General features: G+C 71.6%; 19 protein-coding genes. 15 read left to right on the forward strand and 4 right to left on the reverse strand.

Annotated features, from left to right (window positions below; translation table 11 throughout):
• Positions 1–12: 12 nt before the first annotated feature.
• The 6 genes from AB0N90_RS06105 (at position 13) to serA (ending at position 10,464) form a co-directional block, all read left to right on the forward strand.
• Positions 13–1,053 carry a 2-hydroxyacid dehydrogenase gene (locus tag AB0N90_RS06105; protein WP_361677277.1) on the forward strand — a complete coding sequence of 347 codons (1,041 nt, stop codon included), beginning with the start codon at positions 13–15 and terminating at the stop codon, positions 1,051–1,053.
• A gap of 383 nt (positions 1,054–1,436) precedes the next feature.
• On the forward strand, positions 1,437–4,844 hold the full coding sequence (locus AB0N90_RS06110) for an EAL domain-containing protein (RefSeq protein WP_365193305.1): 3,408 nt from the start codon (positions 1,437–1,439) through the stop codon (positions 4,842–4,844).
• Between the two features lie 243 nt (positions 4,845–5,087).
• Complete coding sequence (locus AB0N90_RS06115; protein ID WP_361677271.1) at positions 5,088–6,950, forward strand: acetolactate synthase large subunit; 1,863 nt, start codon at positions 5,088–5,090, stop codon at positions 6,948–6,950.
• Between the two features lie 22 nt (positions 6,951–6,972).
• A complete protein-coding gene (ilvN, locus tag AB0N90_RS06120) occupies positions 6,973–7,497 on the forward strand; it encodes an acetolactate synthase small subunit (protein ID WP_037657258.1) in 525 nt (174 codons plus the stop codon).
• Positions 7,498–7,626: 129 nt separating this feature from the next.
• Positions 7,627–8,625, forward strand: coding sequence for a ketol-acid reductoisomerase (gene ilvC, locus AB0N90_RS06125; protein WP_365193307.1), 999 nt, complete (start codon positions 7,627–7,629; stop codon positions 8,623–8,625).
• A 249-nt stretch (positions 8,626–8,874) separates the two neighbouring features.
• Positions 8,875–10,464, forward strand: a complete 1,590-nt coding sequence (serA, locus tag AB0N90_RS06130) for a phosphoglycerate dehydrogenase (protein WP_085566695.1) — start codon at positions 8,875–8,877, stop codon at positions 10,462–10,464.
• Between the two features lie 82 nt (positions 10,465–10,546).
• Here the strand turns inward: serA and AB0N90_RS06135 are convergent, their stop codons facing one another.
• The 3 genes from AB0N90_RS06135 to AB0N90_RS06145 all read right to left on the reverse strand — a co-directional run bounded on the left by AB0N90_RS06135 (position 10,547) and on the right by AB0N90_RS06145 (position 14,117).
• The gene (locus AB0N90_RS06135; RefSeq protein WP_365193308.1) at positions 10,547–11,593 is read right to left on the reverse strand and encodes a terpene synthase family protein; all 1,047 of its coding nucleotides are present in this window, start codon (positions 11,591–11,593) and stop codon (positions 10,547–10,549) included.
• 86 nt (positions 11,594–11,679) lie between these two features.
• Entirely contained in the window at positions 11,680–12,573 is an 894-nt protein-coding gene (locus tag AB0N90_RS06140) for an alpha/beta hydrolase (RefSeq protein WP_365193310.1), read from the reverse strand.
• Positions 12,574–12,632: 59 nt separating this feature from the next.
• Entirely contained in the window at positions 12,633–14,117 is a 1,485-nt protein-coding gene (locus AB0N90_RS06145; RefSeq protein WP_365193312.1) for a helix-turn-helix domain-containing protein, read from the reverse strand.
• Between the two features lie 165 nt (positions 14,118–14,282).
• Between AB0N90_RS06145 and AB0N90_RS06150 the strand changes: the two genes are divergently transcribed.
• From AB0N90_RS06150 to AB0N90_RS06160, 3 genes are all read left to right on the forward strand, one after another.
• Positions 14,283–15,209, forward strand: coding sequence for a proline dehydrogenase family protein (locus AB0N90_RS06150; protein ID WP_136104324.1), 927 nt, complete (start codon positions 14,283–14,285; stop codon positions 15,207–15,209).
• Between the two features lie 37 nt (positions 15,210–15,246).
• A complete protein-coding gene (gene pruA / locus AB0N90_RS06155) occupies positions 15,247–16,878 on the forward strand; it encodes an L-glutamate gamma-semialdehyde dehydrogenase (protein ID WP_361677253.1) in 1,632 nt (543 codons plus the stop codon).
• 110 nt (positions 16,879–16,988) lie between these two features.
• The gene (locus AB0N90_RS06160; RefSeq protein ID WP_365193314.1) at positions 16,989–17,579 is read left to right on the forward strand and encodes a GNAT family N-acetyltransferase; all 591 of its coding nucleotides are present in this window, start codon (positions 16,989–16,991) and stop codon (positions 17,577–17,579) included.
• Positions 17,580–17,612: 33 nt separating this feature from the next.
• Here the strand turns inward: AB0N90_RS06160 and AB0N90_RS06165 are convergent, their stop codons facing one another.
• Complete coding sequence (locus AB0N90_RS06165) at positions 17,613–18,608, reverse strand: NADP-dependent oxidoreductase (protein ID WP_365193316.1); 996 nt, start codon at positions 18,606–18,608, stop codon at positions 17,613–17,615.
• 103 nt (positions 18,609–18,711) lie between these two features.
• On the opposite strand from AB0N90_RS06165, the gene AB0N90_RS06170 reads away from it, so the two are divergent.
• The 6 genes from AB0N90_RS06170 to AB0N90_RS06195 all read left to right on the forward strand — a co-directional run bounded on the left by AB0N90_RS06170 (position 18,712) and on the right by AB0N90_RS06195 (position 25,164).
• On the forward strand, positions 18,712–19,659 hold the full coding sequence (locus AB0N90_RS06170; RefSeq protein WP_365193318.1) for a LysR family transcriptional regulator: 948 nt from the start codon (positions 18,712–18,714) through the stop codon (positions 19,657–19,659).
• Positions 19,660–19,845: 186 nt separating this feature from the next.
• A complete protein-coding gene (locus tag AB0N90_RS06175; protein WP_086812259.1) occupies positions 19,846–19,977 on the forward strand; it encodes a hypothetical protein in 132 nt (43 codons plus the stop codon).
• Between the two features lie 101 nt (positions 19,978–20,078).
• Positions 20,079–21,122, forward strand: coding sequence for a 3-isopropylmalate dehydrogenase (locus AB0N90_RS06180; protein ID WP_365193320.1), 1,044 nt, complete (start codon positions 20,079–20,081; stop codon positions 21,120–21,122).
• Positions 21,123–21,388: 266 nt separating this feature from the next.
• Positions 21,389–22,477, forward strand: coding sequence for a branched-chain amino acid aminotransferase (locus AB0N90_RS06185; protein ID WP_365193322.1), 1,089 nt, complete (start codon positions 21,389–21,391; stop codon positions 22,475–22,477).
• 222 nt (positions 22,478–22,699) lie between these two features.
• Positions 22,700–23,443 (forward strand): urease subunit gamma, encoded by a 744-nt coding sequence (ureA, locus tag AB0N90_RS06190; RefSeq protein ID WP_365193324.1) that lies wholly within the window; start codon positions 22,700–22,702, stop codon positions 23,441–23,443.
• Positions 23,440–25,164, forward strand: coding sequence for an urease subunit alpha (locus AB0N90_RS06195; protein WP_365193326.1), 1,725 nt, complete (start codon positions 23,440–23,442; stop codon positions 25,162–25,164). The genes ureA and AB0N90_RS06195 overlap by 4 nt, the downstream gene beginning before the upstream one ends.
• Positions 25,165–25,240: the final 76 nt, after the last annotated feature.

A 25,240-nucleotide genomic window follows, 5' to 3' on the forward strand; every position in this document is an offset into this window, starting at 1 on the left:
AGCCTCCTGACCATGAGCGCAGACGTATGGCTTCCGCTTCCGCCCGAGGAGATCGAGGGGCTGCCCGAGGGCCTCCGGTACCTGTTCTGGGACGGCGGCGAGGACGGCGACCAGGAGTTTCCGGGCGACCCGGCGCGCTGCGTGATGTACGTGGTGCCGTACATGAAGCGGTGGCCGGTCAAGGTGCGCCCGCTGGAGCAGTTGAGCAATGTCCGGGTCATCCAGACGCTCACGGCGGGCGTCGACGACATCACGGCGCGGCTTTCGGCCATCGTGCCGGGCGTACGGCTGTGCAACGCGCGAGGGGTGCACGAGGCGAGCACCGCCGAGCTGGCGCTCACCCTGACCCTGGCCGCGCTGCGCGGCATCCCGGACTTCGTGCGGGCCCAGCAACAGGAGCGCTGGCAGGGCGCGTTCCGGCCCGCGCTCGCCGACAAGAACGTGCTCATCGTCGGCTACGGCTCGATCGGCGCCGCCATCGAGGACCGGCTCACGCCCTTCGAGCTTGCGCGGGTGGCGCGCGTCGCGCGCTCCCGGCGCACCACGGCGCGCGGTCTCGTACATCCGATCGCCGATGTGCTCTCTCTGCTTCCGGACGCCGATGTCGTGATTCTGTCCACCCCCCTCACGGACGCCACCCATGGTCTGGTGGACGCCGAGTTCCTGTCCCGGATGAAGGACGGGGCCCTCCTGGTGAACGTCGCCCGGGGGCCGGTCGTGGACACGAACGCGCTGCTCGCGGAGCTGGAGCGGGGCCGGATCCTGGCCGCCCTCGACGTCACCGACCCCGAGCCGCTGCCGCCCGGCCACCCCCTCTGGAAGGCCCCCGGCGCACTGATCACCCCGCATGTCGGCGGACCCACGTCGGCCTTCCTGCCGCGCGCCCGGCGGCTGCTGGTCGATCAGTTGACCCGGTTCGTGAACCACGAGCCGCTGCGGAACGTGATCCTGACGACGGGACAGGACCCGAAGGAGCCGGTGGGAACGGCCCCCGAAGATCCGGCCGGAACAGATCCGGAGGGCCCGGACACCCCGGGAACGAACGGGCGTTAGGGCCTTTCCGGCACCCTCCGCGACCTCTCGGACGCGGCCCGTGCCCGCATCGCCGCTGGTCGTCACGGAGCGTAGAGAAGCTATGTCCCTGAGTGACGAACCTGGTGTATCGTCCCGACAGGGGCAGCGCCGCCTACATCGGCGCCGGGGATGACATTTCAGATCTTGTGAGGGGGGCGACGGGCGATGCACGGCCTATGGACGAACGATCCGACGCGTTGGAGCCGCCGACGGCGGCCCTGGCGCACGGCCGCGGGCGGACGCGGCCACCACACCGCTCACCACAGCCACCACCCGCGCCGGCCGGCCGGCCCCCGCAGGCACACACGCCCGGTCCGCCGGGTGCGGCGGGACACGGGCGCGTCACCCACCGGGAGGCCCCGGTGAGCGCGCCCACGCCGACCACCACCGTCCACGCAGAGGTGCGCGCGCCGCACCCGCACCAGGATCCGCCGGCGCGCGGACGGGTCCGCGTCGGGCGCACCCGCGCCTCCGAACAGCTCGTCCTCGCCCTCGTCTGCGCGGCATACGCCGTCGGCGCCGCGTTCGACTGGGGCACGGACGAGATCGCGCTGGTCATGGGCGACTTCGGGCTCAGCGCCGCGGCCGGCGTCGCCGCCGTCTCCTGCTTCCTCTACGCCCGCGGCCCCCGGGTCCGCTACCGCCCCGCCTGGCTGCTGTTCGGACTCTCCTCGGCCATGGCGGCCCTGGGCAACGCCGTCTGGGGCTGGTACGAGGTCGTGCTCGGCAGGCCCGTGCCCAGCCCGTCGTACGCCGATCTGTTCTTCCTGTGCTTCGCGCCGCCCGCGATCGTGGGCCTGCTGGTGCTCGCCAGCCGTCCGGTGACTCGGGCCGGCTGGATCTGTCTGGGCCTGGACGCCTGGCTGATCGGCGGTTCGCTGCTCACCCTGTCGTGGAGCCTCGCGCTCGCCCAGGCGGCCCGGTTCGACGGGCCGAGCGTGGCGCACACCGCGCTCTCGCTGGCCTATCCGCTGCTGGACATCGTGCTGGTCAGCATGGTGCTCGCGCTGCACTTCCGGCGCGCGCCCGGCAACCGCACCGCCGTGAACACCGCGATCGGCGCGCTCGCCCTGACCGTGATGTGCGACGCGCTGTTCACCTCGCCGCTGCTGCACACCAGCTACCGCTCCGGGCAGCTGCTGGACGCGGGCTGGTTCGCCGGTTCGCTGCTGCTCGCCTACGCCCCCTGGGCCACACCCCGGCCCGGGACCGCGCCGACGCCGGACGGGCCCACCCGCGCGGCCTCCGGGCACCTGCCCGCGCCGCGCGCCGCTGGCCTTCGGCCACCGTCCGCGCCCGACCCGTCCGCGCCCGCCCCGACCGCCGAGCACAGCCGGGACCCGGGCTCCGGGCAGGACGCAGGCGCCGGGCACGACGGGTACGCGGGGGCCGAGCGCGACGTGTACGAGGGCGCCGAACACGGCTCGTACCCGGACCCGAGTCATTTCCAGGACGCCGGGGACAGCACGTTCCCGGGCGCCGGGCACGGACCGCTCCCGGCACCCGACCGCACCGACCCGGCTCTGCACGCCGGTGCCGACTCCGCCCGCTACCCGGCAGGCCGTCCGATCACCGGCTCGCTCGCCGCGCTCACCCCGTATCTCGCCGCCGCGGTGTGCACCCTGGGCATCCTGTACAACGTCCTGAACGGCCGCAGGCCCGACCACGTCGTGCTGATCACCGCGGGCTGCGTCGTGCTGGCGCTCGTGATCCGCCAGGGCATCATGCTGCTGGACAACATCGCCCTCACCCAGGAACTGGCGCAGAAGGAGAACCACTTCCGCTCCCTGGTGCAGGGCTCCAGCGACGTCATCATGATCGCCGCGCCCAACGGCATCCTGCGCTACGTCTCCCCGGCCGCCGCCGGGGTCTACGGCCGTCCCGCCGAGGACCTGGTGGGCACCGAGCTGGCCGCCCTGATCCACCCCGAGGACCTGGGCTGCGTGGTGCACGAGGTGCGCCGCTTCCTCGCGGCCAGCCCGCTGACCGAGCCCACCACCCGCATCGAGTGCCGCTTCCGCTCCGGCGGCGGGGGCACCTCCCGGCCGGGCGCCGGGGGAGGAGCAGGAAGCGGGGGAGGCTGGCTGAACGTCGAGTCCACCGTCAACCGCCACCACGGCGGCCTGATCTTCAACAGCCGGGACGTCACCGAACGCGTGCGCCTCCAGGCGCAGTTGCAGCACAACGCGGAGCACGACCCGCTGACCGACCTGCCCAACCGCGCGCTGTTCACCCGGCGCGTCCAGCAGGCCCTGTCCGGCCGCCGGGCCACCGACCGGGGCGCCGCCCTGCGCGGCACCGCGGTGCTCTTCATCGACCTCGACGGCTTCAAGGCCGTCAACGACACCATCGGGCACCAGGCCGGCGACGAACTCCTCGTCCAGGCCGCCCGAAGACTCCAGGACGCGGTCCGCCAGGGCGACACCGCCTCCCGGCTCGGCGGCGACGAGTTCGCGGCCCTGATCGTCGGGGACGGCACCCATGACCGTGCCGCCCGTGAGCGCAACATCCTGGAGCTCGCCGACCGCCTCAGGATGACCCTCTCCCAGCCCTACGCGATCGACGGCAACGATGTCCGGGTCAACGCCTCCATCGGCGTCGCCTTCGCCGAACCCGGCCTCGGCGCGGGCGAGCTGCTGCGCAACGCCGACCTCGCGATGTACCGCGCGAAATCGGCCGGAAAGGGCCGGGTCGAGCTGTACAAGCCGCAGATGCAGCAGGACGTCGTACGCAAGGCGGAGCTGGCCACCCGGCTGCGCGCCGCGCTGCACGACGGGGAGTTCGCGCTGCTGCACCAGCCCGTGGTGTGCCTGGAGGACGGCCGGATCACGGCGGTCTCGGCGCAGGCCCGCTGGCGCTCCTCGCAGGGGGTGCTGTTCACCCCGGCCGAGTTCCTGCGGGTGGCCGAGGACGGCGACAAGACGGCCGAGCTGGACCGCTGGATCCTCCAGGAGTCCGTGGCGGGGGCCGCCGAGCGGGCCGCGAGCGGGCTCGTCGTACCGGTGGCGGTGCGGATGAGCGCCCGGCGGCTGCTGGACCGCTCGCTGCCGCCCGGCTCCGTGGAGGCGCTGCTGACCAGATACGGGCTGCCGCCCGGGGCGCTGGTCATCGAGCTGTCCGACACCGATCCGGGACTCGGTCTCGACGAGCTGGAGCGGCGGCTGACCGCGCTGAGCCGGCTCGGGGTGCGGATCGCGCTGGACGGCTTCGGCAGCGGCCAGGCGGCGATCGCCGCGCTGCGGCGGCTGCCCGTGGACATCCTCAAGCTCGACCGCGGCCTGGTCGAGGGCGTGGTGGACTCCGCGCGGCTGCACAAGATCACCAGCGGGCTGCTGCGGATCGCGGGCGATCTCGGGCTCCAGTCCGTCGCCGAGGGCGTGGACCTGCCCGAGCAGGCGGTGGCGCTGCGCGCGATGGGCTGCACCCATGGCAGCGGCGCGGCGTTCTCCGGTCCGCTGGACGAGTACCGGCTGCGCCGGGCCCTCGGCGCCGGGTCCTGCCCGGTGCCGCACGGCGGAGCGGGAGCACACGCGGCGGCCGGAGCGCACGCACCGGCCGGGGCGCACGCCCCGGGCGGAGCCCACGCCGGGACCGGTCCGCGCACATCGAGCGGGCCCCATGTGCCGGTGGAACCGGCGTTCGCGGGCAGAGTGCGGGAAACACAGGGGCGGCTGGGTGCCGCGGGGGTGTACACCGGAGGAGTACCCGCTGTTTTCGGAGGCAGCAGTGCCCTTCGCTCACATTCTGAGACGCCCGTCCCACCCACTTGACACGTGGTGCGCCCCGGGGGGAGGGTCAGTGCCATGCGCACCCGAATTCTCGTACTTGGACAGCGCGTCGGCTGAGCTGGGACCCACCGGAATGCGATCCGGAATCCCCAGCGACCCTCACCGGCGCGCTCCCCTCGCTTGCCTCACGGCACGAGGGGTTTTTTGTTGCACGAGTGACCCTCGTACGACCGACGAACTCCGCCCGAACCTCGCAAAAACCCTCAGCATCGAGAAGAGAAGCCGATGACCGAGCAGGCCACCGGGGCCCATCATCCGCAGCCCCGGCCCCGATCCGGCGGGCACTCCGCCCCCGTCGAGCACGTCACGGGCGCGCAGTCCCTCATTCGCTCCCTTGAGGAGGTCGGGGCGGACACGGTATTCGGAATTCCCGGCGGCGCGATCCTGCCGGCGTACGACCCGCTGATGGACTCCACCCGGGTGCGCCACGTCCTGGTCCGTCACGAGCAGGGCGCGGGCCATGCGGCCGAGGGATACGCGCAGGCCACCGGCAAGGTCGGCGTCTGCATGGCGACGAGCGGACCGGGCGCGACCAACCTGGTCACCCCGATCGCCGACGCCCATATGGACTCGGTGCCGATGGTCGCGATCACCGGCCAGGTGTCCTCGAAGTCGATCGGCACGGACGCCTTCCAGGAAGCGGACATCGTCGGCATCACCATGCCGATCACCAAGCACAACTTCCTGGTGACCAAGGCCGAGGACATCCCGCGGATCATCGCGCAGGCCTTCCACATCGCCTCCACCGGACGCCCCGGGCCGGTGCTGGTCGACATCGCCAAGGACGCCCTCCAGGCGAAGACCACCTTCTCCTGGCCGCCGGTCATGGACCTGCCCGGCTACCGCCCGGTCACCAAGCCGCACGCCAAGCAGATCCGCGAGGCCGCCAAGCTGATCACCGCCGCCAAGCGGCCGGTCCTCTACGTCGGCGGCGGCGTCCTGAAGGCCAAGGCCACCGCCGAGCTGAAGGTCCTCGCCGAACTCACCCGAGCGCCCGTCACCACCACCCTGATGGCGCTCGGCGCATTCCCCGACAGCCACCCGCTGCACGTGGGAATGCCGGGCATGCACGGTGCGGTCACCGCCGTCACCGCGCTGCAGAAGGCCGACCTGATCGTCGCCCTCGGAGCCCGCTTCGACGACCGCGTCACCGGCAAGCTGGACAGCTTCGCGCCGTACGCCAAGATCGTGCACGCCGACATCGACCCGGCCGAGATCGGCAAGAACCGCGAGGCCGACGTGCCGATCGTGGGCGACGCCCGCGAGGTCATCGCCGATCTGGTCCAGGCCGTGCAGAAAGAGCACAGCGAGGGCCACCAGGGCGAGGCCGCCCGAACGGGATATGCGGCCTGGTGGCACGACCTCAACCGCTGGCGCGAGACCTACCCGCTCGGCTACGACCGGCCCGAGGACGGCTCGCTGTCCCCGCAGGCCGTCATCGAGCGCGTCGGACAGCTCGCCCCCGAGGGCACCATCTTCGCGGCGGGCGTCGGCCAGCACCAGATGTGGTCCGCGCACTTCATCCAGTACGAGCAGCCCGCCACCTGGCTGAACTCCGGCGGCGCCGGGACGATGGGCTACTCGGTCCCGGCCGCCATGGGCGCCAAGGCCGGCCGGCCCGAGCGGACGGTCTGGGCGATCGACGGCGACGGCTGCTTCCAGATGACCAACCAGGAACTGACCACCTGCGCCCTGAACAACATCCCCATCAAGGTCGCCGTCATCAACAACGGCGCGCTCGGGATGGTCCGCCAGTGGCAGACTCTGTTCTACAACCAGCGCTACTCCAACACCGTCCTGCACAGCGGTCCCGACGACGTCAACCCCGAGGCCCGGGGCACGCGGGTGCCGGACTTCGTGAAGCTGGCCGAGGCGATGGGCTGCGTGGGGCTGCGCTGCGAGCGCCCCGAGGACCTGGACAAGGTCATCGAGGAGGCCAATTCCATCAACGACCGTCCGGTGGTCGTGGACTTCATCGTCCACCAGGACGCCATGGTGTGGCCGATGGTCGCCGCCGGCACCTCGAACGACGAGATCATGGCCGCCCGGGACGTCCGCCCCGACTTCGGCGACAGCGAAGACGACTGAGCGAGAGAGACGTAAAAAGACCATGTCCAAGCACACGCTCTCCGTCCTGGTGGAGAACAAGCCGGGCATCCTCGCCCGGATCGCCGCCCTGTTCTCCCGCCGCGGCTTCAACATCGACTCGCTCGCGGTGGGCGTCACCGAACACCCCGACATCTCCCGGATCACCATCGTGGTCGGTGTCGAGGAACTGCCGCTGGAGCAGGTGACCAAGCAGCTCAACAAGCTGGTCGAGGTCCTGAAGATCGTCGAGCTGGAGCCCCATCAGGCCGTTCAGCGCGAACTCGTTCTGGTGAAGGTCCGCGCGGACAACGAGACCCGCTCCCAGATCGTGGAGATCGTCCAGCTGTTCCGCGCCAAGACCGTGGACGTCTCCCCGGAGGCCGTGACCATCGAGGCCACCGGGTCAGGCGAGAAGCTGTCCGCCATGCTCAAGATGCTGGAGCCGTTCGGCATCAAGGAGCTGGTCCAGTCCGGCACCATCGCCATCGGCCGCGGCGCCCGTTCGATCACGGACCGCTCGCTGCGCGCCCTGGACCGATCCGCGTAACACCCGGTACGGCCGCGTACGGGCGGCCGGTCGCACCGCTCGCCCGTATGCCGAGACCCCGAAACCACCTCACCGCCCACCGTCATACGGTGGGACGCACCACCTGCACACATAGGGAGAGAACCCAAAGTGGCCGAGCTGTTCTACGACGCTGACGCCGACCTGTCCATCATCCAGAACCGCAAGGTCGCGGTCATCGGTTACGGCAGCCAGGGTCACGCGCACGCCCTGTCGCTGCGCGACTCCGGTGTGGACGTCCGGGTCGGTCTGCACGAGGGCTCCAAGTCCAAGATCAAGGCCGAGGAGCAGGGCCTGCGCGTGGTCACCCCGGCCGAGGCCGCGGCCGAGGCCGACGTCATCATGATCCTGGTCCCGGACCCGATCCAGGCCCAGGTCTACGAGGAGTCCATCGCCGCCAACCTGAAGGACGGCGACGCGCTGTTCTTCGGCCATGGCTTCAACATCCGCTTCGGCTTCATCAAGCCCCCGGCCGGCGTGGACGTCTGCATGGTGGCCCCCAAGGGCCCGGGTCACCTGGTCCGCCGCCAGTACGAGGAAGGCCGCGGCGTGCCCTGCATCGCCGCCGTCGAGCAGGACGCCTCCGGCAACGCCTTCGCGCTGGCCCTGTCGTACGCCAAGGGCATCGGCGGCACCCGCGCCGGCGTCATCAAGACGACCTTCACCGAGGAGACCGAGACCGACCTCTTCGGCGAGCAGGCCGTGCTGTGCGGTGGCACCGCCGCGCTGGTCAAGGCGGGCTTCGAGACCCTGACCGAGGCCGGCTACCAGCCGGAGATCGCCTACTTCGAGTGCCTGCACGAGCTGAAGCTGATCGTGGACCTCATGTACGAGGGCGGCCTGGAGAAGATGCGCTGGTCCATCTCCGAGACCGCCGAGTGGGGTGACTACGTCACCGGCCCGCGGATCATCACCGACGCCACCAAGGCGGAGATGAAGAAGGTCCTCGCCGAGATCCAGGACGGCACCTTCGCCAAGAACTGGATGGACGAGTACCACGGCGGTCTGAAGAAGTACAACGAGTACAAGAAGCAGGACTCCGAGCACCTGCTGGAGACCACCGGCAAGCAGCTGCGCCGGCTGATGAGCTGGGTGAACGAGGAGGCGTAAGCCTCGCGTCAGGGGGCCGGGGCATGCTGCTCCGGCCCCCATTCGCCACGATCTCCGACAGCACTCCACATTGGAGTTCCCCGTCCGGGTGATCCTTCCGCAGCGGCGCAAAACGAAGAGCGCGGCGCCACTAGACTGCTGCACAACATACGCGTCAGGCCCACAGCGTCGTGCGTCTTCCACGCGGCTAGCACCCCTCCGCCAGCGGCCGTCGGGACGGCCGTCCGCATTGGACTTGTGAGGACCCACGTGAGCTCGAAACCCGTCGTACTCATCGCCGAAGAGCTTTCGCCCGCGACCGTCGACGCCCTTGGCCCGGACTTCGAGATCCGGCACTGCAACGGAGCCGACCGGGCGGAGCTGCTGCCCGCCATCGCCGACGTCGACGCGATCCTGATCCGTTCCGCCACCAAGGTCGACGCCGAGGCCGTCGCCGCGGCCAAGAAGCTCAAGGTCGTCGCCCGCGCGGGCGTCGGCCTGGACAACGTGGACGTGTCCGCCGCCACCAAGGCCGGTGTGATGGTCGTCAACGCCCCGACCTCCAACATCGTGACCGCGGCCGAGCTGGCCTGCGGTCTACTGCTGTCCACCGCCCGCAACATCCCGCAGGCGAACGCCGCGCTGAAGAACGGCGAGTGGAAGCGCAGCAAGTACACGGGCGTCGAGCTGGCCGAGAAGACCCTCGGTGTCGTCGGCCTCGGCCGCATCGGCGCCCTGGTCGCGCAGCGCATGTCCGCCTTCGGCATGAAGGTCGTCGCCTACGACCCGTATGTACAGCCGGCGCGCGCCGCCCAGATGGGCGTCAAGGTGCTGTCCCTGGACGAGCTCCTCGAAGTCTCCGACTTCATCACCGTCCACCTGCCGAAGACCCCCGAGACCCTCGGCCTCATCGGTGACGAGGCGCTGCGCAAGGTCAAGCCGAGCGTGCGCATCGTCAACGCCGCGCGCGGCGGCATCGTGGACGAGGCGGCGCTGTACGCGGCGCTGAAGGAGGGCCGGGTCGCCGGCGCCGGCCTCGATGTGTACACCAAGGAGCCCTGCACCGACTCCCCGCTGTTCGAGCTGGACCAGGTCGTGTGCACCCCTCACCTGGGCGCCTCCACGGACGAGGCCCAGGAGAAGGCGGGCATCGCGGTCGCCCGGTCGGTGCGCCTCGCCCTCGCCGGTGAACTGGTCCCGGACGCGGTCAATGTCCAGGGCGGTGTCATCGCCGAGGACGTCAAGCCGGGCCTGCCGCTGGCCGAGCGCCTGGGCCGTATCTTCACCGCGCTCGCCGGTGAGGTGGCCGTCCGCCTGGACGTCGAGGTCTACGGCGAGATCACCCAGCACGACGTGAAGGTGCTCGAACTCTCCGCGCTCAAGGGCGTGTTCGAGGACGTCGTCGACGAGACGGTGTCGTATGTGAACGCCCCGCTGTTCGCCCAGGAGCGCGGCGTCGAGGTCCGCCTCACCACCAGCTCCGAGGCCACCGAACATCGCAATGTGGTGACGGTGCGCGGCACGCTCGGCACCGGCGAGGAGGTGTCGGTCTCCGGCACCCTGGCCGGACCCAAGCACGTCCAGAAGATCGTCGCGGTCGGGGAGTACGACGTCGACCTCGCCCTCGCCGACCACATGCTGGTCCTGCGCTACGAGGACCGTCCCGGTGTCGTCGGCACCGTCGGCCGCATCCTCGGCGAGGCCGGTCTGAACATCGCCGGTATGCAGGTCGCCCGTGCCACGGTCGGCGGCGAGGCGCTGGCCGTCCTCACGGTGGACGACACCGTGACGGCGAATGTGCTGGCCGAGGTCTCCGCCGAGATCGGCGCCGCCTCGGCCCGCTCGGTCAACCTGGTCTGACCCGGTTCACGGAAGGCCGGACGCACCGAGGAACTCCTCGGCGCGTCCGGCCTTCCGCCGTCTCCCGGACCGGCCCGGAGGATCACGTCCGGCCCATCCGGAAGGCCCATCGCTGATCCGCCGGGCGCTGGGCGAACGCGGCCGTGTAGCGGGCGCTGCTCCGCTGCCAGGGGTCGTAGCCGCCGATCCAGCACTCAAGGCCGTGTCCGTAACCGAGCACGGCCTCGGTCTCCGCCCCGGACAGCCCCAGGTCCGCGCACATCTCCGGGAGCCGGCCGTGGAGTTCGGAGAACCGGCGCACCTGCTCGCGGACCGAGGCGCACACCCGTGAGATCGCCTCGTCCAGCGAGCAGTCGTACGCGCCCCGGAGGGTGAGCACGATGTTGTCGTTGTCCCCGCGGGCCATCTCCTTGTGCAGCGAGAGGACGTCGTTCATGTAGTTGACGACGTCCATCGTGATGCAGCGCATGATCTGGAGGGGCGGCGCGTGGAAGGCGATGCGCGGGCACTCCCGGCCGCCGGCCAGCTCGATCAGGTCGAGGAACAGCGGCATGTACGAGGTGCCCCTGCGCAGCCACAGGTACTGGTCCAGGAGCAGTGGCCGTCCGGTGCGCAGCGCGACGCGTTCATGGGCCATCGAGGTCAGGCAGTAGACCCAGTCGGTGCGGACCCGGGCGTGCCACTCGGCGGACAGCCCGGCGCGCAGCCACTCGTGCCAGATCTCGGTGAAGATGCCGGTCAGGGGCGAGGTGGCGGGGACGTCGGTCCGTTCGTCGATGACGCCGAGACAGGTGCGCACCTCGGCCGCCGCCTCGGCCGACGCGGTCGCCGAGGTGCCCTCGAACTGGTCGTCGTACACGGTCATGAAGGTGGTGGCGTAGTTGCACAGGTCCAGGCCCACATCGTCGACGTAGGGATAGACCGCGCCCACCAGACCCTCCAGGTCCCAGGAGCGGTACCACTCGAAGGCCCGTTCGTCCGCGAACAGCCGGCGGCCCCGGAGCCGCCGAAGGTTGCGTTCGCGGCCGGCCTCGGTCCCGGGGTGGAGCGCCGAGCGGACCTCCAGGTCTCCCCAGAGGGGTGCGGTGAACAACGCGGATCCTGGTGCGGGAGTGTCGGGACGGGGCATGTGCTCACCTCTGGGGCAGCGGCCGGCACCGGACCGGTGCCGGGCACGATGTGATCCGCCCAGTCAAGTCGGTGGGCGCCCGGGAGTCAGCCGTCGGAGGGCGGCGATGCGTTGAACGCGCCGACCGGGTTGAACGCCTGCGGACACACCGAGACCACGAAGCGGTCGGGGTCGTCCAGCCACGGGAAGTGGCCCGCGCCGGGCTGGATGACCAGTTCGGCGTCGGGGAAGAGGGCCGCGTACGCGGCGACCGTGGCGGGCGGGGCGCCCGGGTCGACCTCGCCCGCGAGGAGCCGTACCGGCGCGGTGAGACGGGCCAGCGCGGCGCGGGTGGCCGGCGGGTCGTACGCGCCCTCCGCGCCGTACGCGGCCATGATCTCGGGGTTCGACCGCTCGTCCGCCGCGGCCTGATGGGCGCGCGCCGTCTCGTCCCAACGGCCGTACGAGAACGGGGTGATGGCCGCCCACGAGGCCGCCGTCGCACGGCCCTGCGTGATCGCCTCCAGTGCCGCGTACGCCTGCGGGAACCAGGGCTCCGCGGCGCGGGCCCGGACGGTCTCCCGGCGCAGCTCACCGCTGATCGTGAGGCCGACGGCGGCGACGCTCGGGGTGACCAGGGTCAGCCGCTCGACCCGCTCGGGGTGGCAACTCGCGTACAGAACGGCCAGGTTCGCCCCGGCGCAGTGCGCGAGCAGATCCATCCGGTCCAGGCCCAGACGCATGCGCAGGGCCTCCACGTCGGCCACCATCCGGTCGCAGCGGTACGACGCCGGGTCCCGGGGGGTCGCCGAGCGGCCCGTGCCCCGGGGGTCCGGCATGACCAGCCGCCGGTAGCGGGACAGGCCGCCCAGATCGCCGAGGTACGCGGAGTCCGTCGGGCCGCCGGGCAGAACGACCAGCGGGCTGCCCTCGCCGCGGACGTGGTGGGCGAGTTCGGTGCCGTCGGGCGCGCGGAAGGAGCAGGAAGAAGGGGAAGCCATGGCGAAGAGGCTTGTCCCGACGGGCAGTTGGGGGCAACCGGAATTCCCGCGCCGCGCCCCTACAGCCGGGCCCTCTTCAACGCCATGTGCAGCAGCAGCCTGTCCTCGCCGTCGTCCAGGTCGAGGCCCGTCAGCTGTTCCACGCGGTTGAGGCGGTAGTAGAGGGTCTGGCGGTGGATGCCCAGCTCGGACGCCGTACGGCCCGCCTGCCCGGCGCAGTCGAGATAGACCTCGGCGGTGCGGGCCAGCTCGCGGTGGGCGGGGGAGAGGAGGGGGCCTGCGGCCGGGTCCTGCGCGGACTCCGGGGGGAGCGCGGTCAGCAGGCGGTACGGCCCGATGCCCCGCCACTGCGCGACCGGCCCGAGGCGCCGTTCGGCCAGCGCCGCCTGTGCCGCGGCGCGCGCCTCCTGCCAGACCGCGCCCAGCTCGGCCAGTCCGACCCGGGGGTCCCCGATCCCGGCGGCGGGTCCGCCGAACCCGGACGTCCCGGGGCCGCCGGTGTACCGGCCCGCCCCGGCGACCCCCGCGGCGACCGCCGCCGCCACCGCGGCCCCGGCCCCCCTCGGCACCGCCCCGCGCACCCCCTTGCCCGAAGTCCCTCCGGTCCCCTTGCCCGAAGCTCCTCCGGCTTCCGTGCCCGAAGTTCTCCCGGCCCCTTTGCCCGAGGCTCCCCGCGCCCCGGCGCCGGAACCGCTCGGTCCCGGGCCGCCCCCCGCCGTCGTCGTAGCCGTCTCCGTACCGCCCCGCACCCCGAGGGCCCCCCAGGCTCCCTCCGCCTCCTCCAGCACCCGGCCCGCCGCCGCCAGCGCCGGTGCGCCCACCGCCGTGGAGCGGAGCCGGACCAGGACCGCGAGGCTCTGGGCCGCCGTTCCCCAGGGGATCGTGCACAGGGCCGCCGCGTGCGGCACGGAACGGGCGGAAGGTGCGTCGTCCGGGTCGGGGGAGGGCCAGGGGGCCACACAGATCAGGGTGTGCGGGCCGTCCGCGCGGGGACCGAGCGCGGTGCGCAGCTCGGCCACCGCCATGTCCCGCTGCCAGCCGCCCTCGGCGGTGAGCACCGCCCGCAGCTCCCGGCTCAGCCCGGCCCCCGCCTCCGCCTCGTCCGCCAGCAGCGCGCCGATCCGGCCGGCCACCCGCATCGCGGCGTCGAGCTGGGCGTCCGTCGGGCCGGGCTCGCCCTCCAGGAGCCAGACGTAGCCGACCACGACGCCCCGGTGCCGCACCGGCAGGCAGATCCGGCCGCGGTAGACACCGGCCTCGGGGCTCGGCGGGATACGGACCGGGCCGGTGGCGCGGGTGATGCCGAAGCCCTCGAACCAGGTGCGCACGCCCGCCGTGGAGCGCCGGGTCAGGATCGAGCGGGTGCGCACCGGGTCCAGCGCCGCGGCGTCCAGCTCGTCGTCGCTGTCGTACGCCCCGAAGGCGAGCAGCTCGAAGTCGCGGTTCTCCAGGGTCGCGGGCGCGCCCAGCAGCTCCGAGATCTCGTCCACCAGTTCCTGGTAATCACCCTTGTAATCCGCCGCCACCCGGGCATTCTCCCCCATTTTCCGGCCATCTTCATACAGATGTCTGAGATCCCGGGCACGGATGCGTGACAGCTGTCGATGGCCGACGATCAAAGGGATCCGTAGGTTTCACGGTGGTTCTCCGTGCCGTACCCGAATCGTCGGGTGATGGCCTCTTTTGGTGCTTGTCTGTGGAGGTGCCCCGTGCTGGGTCCCGTGATTCTCGCCGCGTCGCGCAGCGACCGGATGCGTCGCCTGATCTCGGCGGCCCCCGTGACCAAGCAGGTCGTCGACCGCTTCATCCCGGGTGAGACGGTGTCCGACATCGTCCCGATCATCAAGGACCTGACGGGCAAGGGCCTGCAGCTGACGATGGACGTCGTCGGCGAGGACATCACCACCCCCGCGCAGGCCGAGGGCGCCCGCGACGCCTACCTCGCGCTGATCGACCACCTCAAGGAGCTGGAGCTCGGCGAGAAGGTCGAGATGTCGGTCAAGCTGTCGATGTTCGGCCAGGCGCTGGAGGGCGGCCACGAACTGGCGCTCGCCAATGTCCGTCCCGTCGTCGAGGCCGCCGCCGCCATCGGTACGACCGTGACGCTGGACGCCGAGGACCACACCACCCTCGACTCGATGTTCGCCATCCACGAGGAGCTGCGGAAGGACTTCCCGCAGACGGGCTGTGTCATCCAGGCGTACCTGTTCCGCACCGAGGCAGACGCCAAGCGGCTCGCCGAGGCCGGCAGCCGGGTCCGCCTGGTCAAGGGCGCCTACAAGGAGCCCGCCGAGGTCGCCTACCAGCAGAAGCACGAGATCGACAAGGCCTACGTGCGCATCCTGAAGACGCTGATGGACGGCGAGGGCTACCCGATGATCGGGTCCCACGACCCGCGCCTGATCTCCATCGCGCAGGAGCTCGCCCACAAGGCCGGTCGTAAGCTCGACGAGTACGAGTTCCAGATGCTGTACGGCATCCGCGGCGACGAGCATCTGCGGCTGGCCGCAGAGGGTCACCGCATGCGCGTCTACACGGCGTACGGCACCGACTGGTACGGCTATTTCATGCGCCGTCTGGCGGAGAAGCCGGCGAACCTGCGCTTCTTCCTGCGCAGCATGGTCAGCAAGGGCTGAGCCCACCACCCGCTCACGTACAAGGAGTTCGGATCTCATGGACGCTGTGACCCAGGTCCCCACCCCCGTCAACGAGCCGGTGCACGGCTATGCTCCCGGCTCGCCCGAGCGCGCCCGCCTGGAGGCCAAGCTCAAGGAGCTGGCCGAGAACCCGGTCGAGCTGCCGATGACCATCGGTGGCGAGAAGCGCCTCGGCGGCGGCGAGCCGTTCGAGGTCGTGCAGCCGCACAACCACAAGGCCGTGCTCGGCACCGGCCGCCACGCCACCCAGCAGGACGCCCAGGACGCCATCGACGCGGCCCTGGCCGCCGCCCCGGCCTGGCGTGCGATGGCCTTCGACGACCGCGCCGCGATCATCCTGCGCGCCGCCGAGCTGCTGTCCGGCCCGTGGCGCGAGACGATCGCCGCCTCCACCATGCTCGGCCAGTCCAAGACGGCCCAGCAGGCGGAGATCGACAGCCCCTGTGAGCTGGTCGACTTCTGGCGCTTCAATGTGCACTACGCCCGCCAGATCCTCGCCGAGCAGCCCCCGGCGAACTCCCCGGGCGTGTGGAACCGCATGGACCACCGCCCGCTGGAGGGCTTCGTCTACGCGATCACGCCGTTCAACTTCTCGGCGATCGCGGCGAACCTGCCCACCGCCCCGGCCCTGATGGGCAACGTGGTGGTCTGGAAGCCGTCCCCGACGCAGACGCACGCCGCCGTGCTGCTCATGCAGCTGCTGGAGGAGGCCGGTCTGCCCAAGGGCGTCATCAACCTCGTCACCGGCGACGGCATCGAGGTCTCCAAGGTCGCCCTGGAGCACCGCGACCTCGCGGGCATCCACTTCACCGGTTCGACCAAGACCTTCCAGTACCTGTGGAAGACGGTCGGCAACAACATCGAGAAGTACCGCGCGTACCCCCGTCTGGTCGGCGAGACCGGCGGCAAGGACTTCGTGGTCGCCCACCCGAGCGCCGACCGCGCGATCCTCAAGACCGCCCTGACCCGTGGTGCCTTCGAGTACCAGGGCCAGAAGTGCAGCGCCACCTCCCGCGCGTACATCCCGGCCTCCATCTGGAACGCCGGCTTCAAGGAGGAGTTCGCGGCCGAGGTCGACTACCTCACCATGGGTGATGTGACGGACCTGTCCAACTTCATGGGCGCCGTCATCGACGACCGCTCCTTCGCCAAGAACAAGGCCGCGATCGACCGCGCCAAGGCGGACCCGACCTGCACGATCGTCGCGGGCGGCACGTACGACGACTCGGTCGGCTACTTCGTGCGCCCGACCGTCATCGAGTGCTCCGACCCGGAGAACGAGGTCTTCACGACCGAGTACTTCGGCCCGGTGCTCGCGGTGCACGTCTACGAGGACGACAGTTACGACGAGATGCTGACCCAGATGGAGTCGGTCTCGGACTACGCCCTCACCGGCTCGGTCATCGCGGGCGACCGTGCGGCGGCCGCGTACACGATGGAGAAGCTCCGCTACGCGGCGGGCAACTTCTACATCAACGACAAGTCGACCGGCGCCGTGGTCGGCCAGCAGCCCTTCGGCGGCGGCCGCGCCTCCGGCACCAACGACAAGGCCGGTGCCCCCCAGAACCTGATGCGCTGGACCCTGACCCGCGCCATCAAGGAGACCCTGGTCCCGCCGACCGACTACGCGTACCCGCACATGGGCTGACCCTCAGCCCGCCCGAACGACGGGCCGGGAAGCCTGACCCCCCGAGCAGGCTTCCCGGCCCGTTTCCAATTCCCGGCGCGCGTCGGCGGCCGGGTGCCACACTGGTGGTCATGACCGTCCGGCTCCGCCTCGCCCACACCGCCGATCTCGACCCCGCCGAACTCGCCGAGATCCGCGCCCTGTTGGACGCCGCCTTCGGTGGAGACTTCTCCGACGAGGACTGGGACCACGGTCTCGGCGGTCTGCATGTGCTGATCCGGGACGGCTCCGGTCTCGCCGCGCACGGAGCGGTCGTCATGCGGCGGCTGCGGCACGCCGGGCGCTGGCTGCGCACCGGGTACGTCGAGGCCGTGGCCGTGCGCGCGGACGCGCGGCGGACCGGGCTCGGCGGCCGGGTGATGGCGGAGCTCGAACGGGTGATCGAGCGGGCCTACGATCTCGGCGCGCTGTCCGCCAGCGCGAAGGGGGCCCCGCTGTACATCGCGCGCGGCTGGCGGCGCTGGGAGGGGCACGTGTGCGCCCTGTCGCCGAAGGACGGGATCGTGCGGCTGCCCGCGGAAGAAGGCAGCTTCTATGTACGACCCTGCCCCGACCCCGCCCCCGATGCCCGGCCCGGCGCCGACCCCGCCGTCGATGCCCGGCCCGGCCTCGACCCCGCCGACGCGCTGGTGCTCGACTGGCGCGACGGCGATGTGACGTAGCGGCACGGCGCGGCGAGGGCACGCGGGCCCCCGTCAATCCGCCTTCCGCACCAGGATCTTGCCCGTGTTCCCGCCCCGCAGCATCAGCAGGAACGCGTCCACGATCCGGTCGAAGCCGTCGATCACCGTCTCGTCCGCCGTCAGCGCGCCGCTGCGCAGATGCGGTACGGCGAAGTCGTACAACTCGTCCTGCGCGTCCCGGTGGTCGGAGACCAAAAAGCCCTCGATGCGCAGCCTGCGTTCCACCACGGCGGTGTGGTCGAGGACGACGGGCGGGGCGTCGGGGGTGTTGTACTGGCTGATCGTGCCGACCCGCGCCACCCGGCCCCGAAGACGCAACGCGCCGATCGCCGCGCCGAGTTGCTCGCCGCCCACGTTGTCCACGAAGACGTCCACGCCGGTGGGCGCCGCCGCGGTCAGCAGGTCGGCGGCGGGGCCTTCGTGGTAGTCGAAGGCGGCGTCGTAACCCACCTGCTCCGTCAGATACTCGACCTTCTCGGGCGTGCCCGCGCTGCCGATCAGCCGGCCCGCGCCGAGGAGCCGGGCGAAGCGGCCCGCCGCGGTGCCGACACCGCCCGCCGCGCCGGAGACGAACACGTCCTCGCCCGCGCGCAGCCGCGCCACCCGGGTCAGGGCGACGTACGCCGTCAGGCCCGTGCCGCCCAGCACGCTGAGGTACGCGGTCAGCGGGACGCCGGGGTGGTGGGGGAGCCGCCGTACCTCCTCGGGGGTGACCACGGAGTGGGTGCGCCAGCCCTGGCGGTGGAAGACGATCTCGCCCTCGGGCAGGTCCGGGGTGCGCGAGGCGGTGATCCGGCCCAGGGCGCGGCCCTCCAGTGGGGCGTTCAGCGCGAAGTCGCCGTCCATCATCTCCCGGTGGTAGGGGTCCACCGACCACAGCAGGTTCTCCACCAGGGCGGTGCCCGGCGCCGGTTCGGGCACCGGGGACTCGGCGAAGCGGAAGTGGGCGGCGGTGGGGAAGCCGGTGGGGCGGGCGGTCTGCTGCACGGTGAGCGCGGTCTCGGTCATGAGAGAGACGGTAGGGAGGAATGCCGCGCGGCAGCAGAGGGTTGGGCTCATGGAACCCGCTGATCCATGAAGCGGTCTCATAGCCGCAGGTGGGAGCCCCCGAGTGACAGACCTTGCCCCGCAGGAGCTGAGGATCCTGGTCGCCGTGGCCGACGAGGGCGGCTTCTCCGCCGCGGGCACCCGGCTCGGCACCACCCAGTCCGCCGTGTCCCATGCCGTACGCGGCATCGAACGGAAGTTGGGCGCCGTGCTGTTCGAGCGCGGCCGGTTCGGCGCCCGCCCCACCCCGGCCGGTGAGCGGGCCGCCGCCCATGCCCGGCGCGTGCTGCGGATGCTGGCGGTGCTGGCCGCCGAGGTGCGCGCGAGCGAGAGCGGGCACCTCACCGGACCGCTGCGCGTCGCCGCGTTCCGCAGCGCGGCCCTGCATCTGCTGCCGCCCGCCCTGGAGCGGCTCGCCGCCCTGCACCCCGGCATCGAGGTGGAGGTCACCGTCGTACGGGAGTTGGGGGCGGGCACCGCTGCCGAGGTCGCCGCCGGACGGGCCGACCTCGGGATCGCCACGCTGACCGGGGCACCGCCGAGCGGGCTGGTCGGCGGGCCGCTGCTGGAGGAGCCGTACGCCCTGGTGCATCCGGCAGGCCACCCGGACCCGCGCGGTCTGCCGCTCGTGGACTGGGCCGAGAACTGCGGCTCCCACGCCCGCGATTGGTGGGCCGCCCAGGACTGGCTGCCGCCCGCCACCGTCCGCGCCGAGGACGACGGGGCGGTGCTGTCCATGGTGGGCAGCGGCCTCGGCATGGCCGTCATGCCCGCACTGTCCCTCACCGGGGCACCGCCCTCGGTGGAGATCACCGACCTCGGCCCGGACCGCCCGTACCGCGGCGTCGGCTACGTCACCACCCCGGAACTGGCCACCGCCGACGCCGTACGCGCCCTGATCCGTGTCCTGCGCTCGCTCGGACGCGGTCCCGCACTCACTCGAACGCACGTCGGCGCAGCTCAGAGCCGTTCGCGGGGGTCCGCCGTCTCAGATAGTAGGAAGTCCGAGTAACTATGCAGACAGACGCGGGCCGCTCCCTTAGCTTGGAAGAAGCCGAACGTCTCGCTCGATCCAGCGAATGGCGGTCGTGAGCCGGGCCCTGTACAGGCAACCCCTGTGGCCGGTGCTCCCCGCCCTCCGGCGTCTCGCACACCCCCCTCATGACCGTGCTCCCTTCATGCCGAGGAGTCGATTTCCATGGCCGAGACGACCGTCCGCCGCCGCGTCCGCCACGTGCCCAGCACCGGCGAGTCCGACCGCAAGAACGCCGCCGCCGCCCTCCAGCGCGCCCTCGACCGCCGGGACAACGGCGGCCAGACCGGCCACTGAGCCGATCGCCGAACCTCCTTCCGAGCCGCTCTCCATGACACGGGCCGTCCGGATACTGGACGGCCCGTGTCATCACCTGGGACGAGGAGTAGGGTGCCCGCATGTCTCGCAGCCTCAATCTCGCAGTGATCCCCGGTGACGGCATCGGCCAGGAGGTCGTGGCCGAAGGCCTGAAGGTCCTCTCCGCCGTCCTTCCGCAGGATGTGAAGCTGGAGACCCAGGACTACGACTTCGGCGCCAAGCGCTACCACGCCACCGGTGAGACCCTCACCGACGCGGACCTCGCGCAGCTGAAGCGGCACGACGCCATCCTGCTCGGCGCCATCGGCGACCCCTCGGTGCCCTCCGGCGTCCTGGAGCGCGGCTTCCTGCTCAAGCTCCGCTTCGCCTTCGACCACCACGTCAACCTGCGGCCGAGCAAGCTGCTCCCGGGCGTGGCCACCCCGCTCGCCGGGCAGCCGGAGATCGACTTCGTCGTCGTCCGCGAGGGCACGGAAGGCCCGTACACCGGCAACGGCGGCACCATCCGCAAGGGCACCCCGCACGAGGTCGCCACCGAGGTGTCCGTCAACACGGCCTACGGCGTCGAGCGCGTCGTCCGCGATGCCTTCGCCCGCGCCCAGGCCCGCCCGCGCAAGAAGCTCACGCTGGTCCACAAGAACAACGTGCTGACCTTCGCCGGCCACCTCTGGACCGACATCTTCAACAAGGTCGCCCAGGAGTTCCCCGAGGTCGCCACCGACTATCTGCATGTCGACGCGGCCACCATCTTCCTGGTCACCCAGCCCGAGCGCTTCGATGTGATCGTCACCGACAACCTCTTCGGCGACATCATCACCGACCTCGCCGCGGCCGTCTCCGGCGGCATCGGCGTGGCCGCCTCCGGCAACATCAACCCGGGCCGCGAGTTCCCGTCCATGTTCGAGCCGGTGCACGGCTCGGCCCCGGACATCGCGGGCCAGGGCAAGGCCGACCCCACGGCCACGGTCCTCTCCGTCGCCCTGCTGCTGCGTCACCTCGGGTACGACGCCGAGGCCGACCGCATCGACGCGGCGGTCGCCGCCGACCTCACCGAGCGCGCGGGCAAGCCCGCCCGGAGCACCTCCGAGATCGGCGACGCGCTCGCCTCCCGAGTAGCCGGCTGACCCGGCGCTCGATTCGAAAGAAGCCGCCGGGTCGCACGACCGCCCGGCGGCTTCCGCATGTCTCCGCCGGGTGAAACGATCGCCCCCGGGCCGCCACCACGACCCCTGGGCCACAGCCCACCCGATTCCGTCGGCCGGGGCCCGCGCGCGATAATCGAACGCGGAGCCGCGGTATGAGGGAAAGCTCGGACGTCCGAGCACCGGTCGCCAGCCGGTGTCAGGAGTGAGCGCGGCCCGACACAACAACCGGTGAAGGACAATCACTCATGACGACGCCCACGATCGAGCTCAAGCCCTCCGCCAGTCCCCTCGCCGCCGCCGAGCGCGAGGCGATCCTGGCCAATCCCGGGTTCGGCCGCCACTTCACCGACCACATGGTGACGATCCGGTGGACCGAGGGCCGCGGCTGGCACGACGCCCAGCTCGTGCCGTACGGCCCGATCTCCCTCGATCCCTCCACCCAGGTGCTGCACTACGGCCAGGAGATCTTCGAGGGGCTGAAGGCCTACCGCCAGCCCGACGGCTCGATCGCGCTGTTCCGTCCCGAGGCCAACGCCCGCCGTTTCCGCACCTCGGCCCGCCGTATGGCCATGGCCGAGCTGCCCGAGGACCTGTTCATCGCGGCCCTGGACGCACTGCTCGTCCAGGATGCCGACTGGGTCCCGTCGCACGGCGGCGAGGCGGCCCTCTATCTGCGTCCCTTCATGATCGCCACCGAGGCCGCGCTCGGCGTGCACCCGGCCAACGAATACATGTTCCTGCTCATCGCCTCGCCGTCGGGCGCCTACTTCTCCGGTGGCGTCAAGCCGGTCACCATCTGGGTCGCCGAGGACCATGTCCGCGCCGTCCCCGGCGGCACCGGTGACGCCAAGACCGGCGGCAACTACGCCGCCTCCCTGCTCCCGCAGGCCGAGGCCGCGGCCCACGGCTGCGACCAGGTCGTCTACCTCGACGCGGTCACCCGCACCAAGGTGGAGGAGAGCGGCAGCATGAACGTCGCCTTCGTCTACGGCGACAAGATCGTCACGCCCACCCTGACCGGCTCCATCCTGGAGGGCATCACCCGCGACTCGCTCCTCCAGGTCGCCCGCGACCTCGGCTACCAGGCCGAGGAGGGCGTGATCACCCTGGAGCAGTGGCGCGCGGACGCCGCCTCCGGCGAGCTGACCGAGGTCTTCGCCTGCGGCACCGCGGCCGTGGTCACCCCGATCGGCCATGTGAAGACCAAGTCCGACGAGTGGACCCATGGCGACGGCACCCCCGGCGAGGTCACCATGCGCCTGCGCGAGGCCCTGCTGGGCGTCCAGCGCGGCATGATCGAGGACAAGCACGGCTGGATGCACAAGATCGGCTGACGCCGAGGCGCGCTCTCGCAGGGCCGCCGCGGATTCCCTTCGGGGGATCGCGGCGGCCCTGCGCGTTTTTGGAGCGGTGTTCGATCCCTCACGTGCCCATCCCCGTCGGACCTCTTCTCTTCTCCCGCCCTCTCCGTTTAGAGTGCTGCTCTAAAGGTTTAGAGCGCCGCTCTAAAGATGGGTGAGTGCTCTCAAGGGTTGACGAGAAGGAGGTCCCGCGCCGTGCGACTGACCCCCACGGAACGTGACCGGCTGCTGCTCTTCGGCGCCGCCGAGCTGGCCCGCGCCCGCCGCGCCCGCGGCCTGCGGCTGAACGTGCCGGAGGCGACCGCGCTGATCGCGGACACCGTCTGCGAGGCCGCCCGGGACGGCAGACGGCTCGCCGAGGCCGTCGAGGCGGCGTGCGCGGTGCTCGGGCCCGAGGACGTGCTGCCCGGGGTCGCCGACGTGGTGACCGAGGTGATGGTCGAGGCCGTCTTCGACGACGGCTCCCGGCTCGCGGTGGTCTCCGACCCCATCGGCGGCGGCCTGGGCCCGGACGCCCCCGGCGCGCTGCTGCCCGGCCCCGCGCACACCGACCCCGAACCGGTGCGCCGGCTCACCGTCACCAACACCGCGACCGTGCCGGTCTCCGTCACCTCCCACTTCCACTTCTTCGAGGCCAACCCGCGCCTCGACTTCGACCGCGCCGCCGCCTATGGCATGCGGCTCGCCGTACCCGCCGGATCCTCGGTGCGCTTCGGGCCGGGCGAGAGCGAGGAGGTCGGCCTGGTGCCGATCGGCGGGGAGCGGATCGCCATCGGCTTCGCCGGGCTGGTCGACGGACCGCTGGACGCCCCGGGCGCCCGCGCGGAGGCCCTGCGCAGGGCCGCGGCCTGCGGATATCTGGGGGTCATGGGCGACGGCGACGAGGAAAGCGGATGTCCGGCGGTCAGGAGCGACGAGGCGAAGGGGCAGGAGCGATGAGCCGTTCCAAGGGACGAGAGGTCAGCCGGGCGATCCATGTCGACCCGGGCGCCTACGCCGCGACTCATGGCCCCCGCGCGGGCGACCGGATCCGCCTCGGCGACTCGGGCCTGACCATCCGCGTGGAGTCCGATTCCCAGCGCTACGGCGACGAGTTCCTCGCCGGCTTCGGCAAGACGGCCCGCGACGGACTGCACCTCAAGGCCGCCGCCGTGCGCGAGACCTGTGACGTGGTGATCAGCAACGTCGTGGTGATCGACGCGGTGCAGGGCATCCGCAAGGTGTCCATCGGCATCCGCGAGGGCCGCATCAGCGCGATCGGCCGCGCGGGCAACCCGGACACCCTCGACGGGGTGGACGTCGTGGTCGGCACCGGCACCTCGATCGTCTCCGGCGAGGGCCTGATCGCCACCGCAGGCGCCGTCGACACCCATGTCCATCTGCTGTCGCCGCGCATCATGGAGGCGTCCCTCGCCTCCGGTGTGACCACCATCATCGGGCAGGAGTTCGGCCCGGTGTGGGGCGTCGGCGTCAACTCCCCCTGGGCGCTGCGCCACGCCTTCAACGCCTTCGACGCCTGGCCCGTCAACATCGGCTTCCTGGGCCGGGGTTCGTCCTCGCGTGAGGCCCCGCTGATCGAGGCGCTGGCCGAGGGCGGCGCGAGCGGCTTCAAGGTGCACGAGGACATGGGCGCCCACACCCGCGCCCTGGACACCGCGCTCCGGGTCGCCGAGGAACACGACGTGCAAGTCGCCCTGCACAGCGACGGGTTGAACGAGTGCCTCTCGGTCGAGGACACCCTCAGGGTGCTGGAGGGCCGCACCATCCACGCCTTCCACATCGAGGGCTGCGGCGGCGGACACGTCCCGAACGTGCTGAAGATGGCCGGGGTGCCGAACGTCATCGGCTCCTCCACCAACCCCACCCTGCCCTTCGGCCGGGACGCGGTCGCCGAGCACTACGGCATGATCGTCTCCGTCCACGACCTCAAGCCCGAACTGCCCGGTGACGCGGCCATGGCCCGCGACCGCATCCGGGCCGGCACCATGGGCGCCGAGGACGTGCTGCACGACCTGGGCGCGATCGGCATCACCTCCTCCGACGCCCAGGGCATGGGCCGCGCGGGCGAGACGGTACGGCGTACCTTCGCCATGGCCGGCAAGATGAAGGGCGAACTGGGCCCGCTGGAGGGTGACGGGGAGGGCGACGACAACGCCCGCGTGCTGCGCTACATGGCCAAGCTGACCATCAACCCCGCCATCGCGCACGGTCTTTCGCACGAGGTCGGCTCCATCGAGGTCGGCAAGCTCGCCGACCTGGTGCTCTGGCGCCCCGAGTACTTCGGCGCCAAGCCGCAGCTGGTCCTCAAGTCGGGGTTCCCCGCGTACGGCGTCGTCGGCGACCCCAACGCGGCCACCGACACCTGCGAACCCCTCGTCCTGGGACCGCAGTTCGGGGCGTACGGCGCGACGGCCGCCGACCTCTCCGTCGCGTTCGTCGCACAGGCGGCCGTGGACCAGGGCAACGACACCATGCCGACGCGCCGCCGCCGGGTCGCCGTCCGCGGCACCCGGGGCATCGGCCCGGCCGACCTGCGGCTGAACGCCCGTACCGGAGCGGTCGACGTCGATCAGCGCACCGGTCTGGTCACCCTCGACGGTGACCCGCTGCGCTCGGAGCCGGCCGACTCGGTCTCTCTCAACCGCCTCTACTTCCTGTGACCTTCGAAGACTCCTGTGAACCTGGCGCACCTCCCATGCGCCTGGCACACCTCCTGTGAACCCCGAAACGGACCCC

The sequence above is a fragment of the Streptomyces sp. NPDC093018 genome (assembly GCF_040684035.1).
Lineage (GTDB): Bacteria > Actinomycetota > Actinomycetes > Streptomycetales > Streptomycetaceae > Streptomyces > Streptomyces murinus.

Excerpts from the sequence above, each read along its gene's own strand:
- AB0N90_RS06105 (WP_361677277.1), top strand. The coding sequence starts at position 13 with ATGAGCGCAGACGTATGGCTTCCGCTTCCGCCCGAGGAGATCGAGGGG.
- AB0N90_RS06140 (WP_365193310.1), bottom strand. The coding sequence starts at position 12,573 with ATGGCTTCCCCTTCTTCCTGCTCCTTCCGCGCGCCCGACGGCACCGAA.
- AB0N90_RS06165 (WP_365193316.1), bottom strand. The coding sequence starts at position 18,608 with ATGACCGAGACCGCGCTCACCGTGCAGCAGACCGCCCGCCCCACCGGC.
- pruA (WP_361677253.1), top strand. The coding sequence starts at position 15,247 with ATGGACGCTGTGACCCAGGTCCCCACCCCCGTCAACGAGCCGGTGCAC.
- AB0N90_RS06160 (WP_365193314.1), top strand. The coding sequence starts at position 16,989 with ATGACCGTCCGGCTCCGCCTCGCCCACACCGCCGATCTCGACCCCGCC.
- ilvN (WP_037657258.1), top strand. The coding sequence starts at position 6,973 with ATGTCCAAGCACACGCTCTCCGTCCTGGTGGAGAACAAGCCGGGCATC.
- AB0N90_RS06145 (WP_365193312.1), bottom strand. The coding sequence starts at position 14,117 with ATGGGGGAGAATGCCCGGGTGGCGGCGGATTACAAGGGTGATTACCAG.
- AB0N90_RS06185 (WP_365193322.1), top strand. The coding sequence starts at position 21,389 with ATGACGACGCCCACGATCGAGCTCAAGCCCTCCGCCAGTCCCCTCGCC.
- AB0N90_RS06135 (WP_365193308.1), bottom strand. The coding sequence starts at position 11,593 with ATGCCCCGTCCCGACACTCCCGCACCAGGATCCGCGTTGTTCACCGCA.
- AB0N90_RS06115 (WP_361677271.1), top strand. The coding sequence starts at position 5,088 with ATGACCGAGCAGGCCACCGGGGCCCATCATCCGCAGCCCCGGCCCCGA.
- AB0N90_RS06175 (WP_086812259.1), top strand. The coding sequence starts at position 19,846 with ATGGCCGAGACGACCGTCCGCCGCCGCGTCCGCCACGTGCCCAGCACC.
- AB0N90_RS06180 (WP_365193320.1), top strand. The coding sequence starts at position 20,079 with ATGTCTCGCAGCCTCAATCTCGCAGTGATCCCCGGTGACGGCATCGGC.
- AB0N90_RS06195 (WP_365193326.1), top strand. The coding sequence starts at position 23,440 with ATGAGCCGTTCCAAGGGACGAGAGGTCAGCCGGGCGATCCATGTCGAC.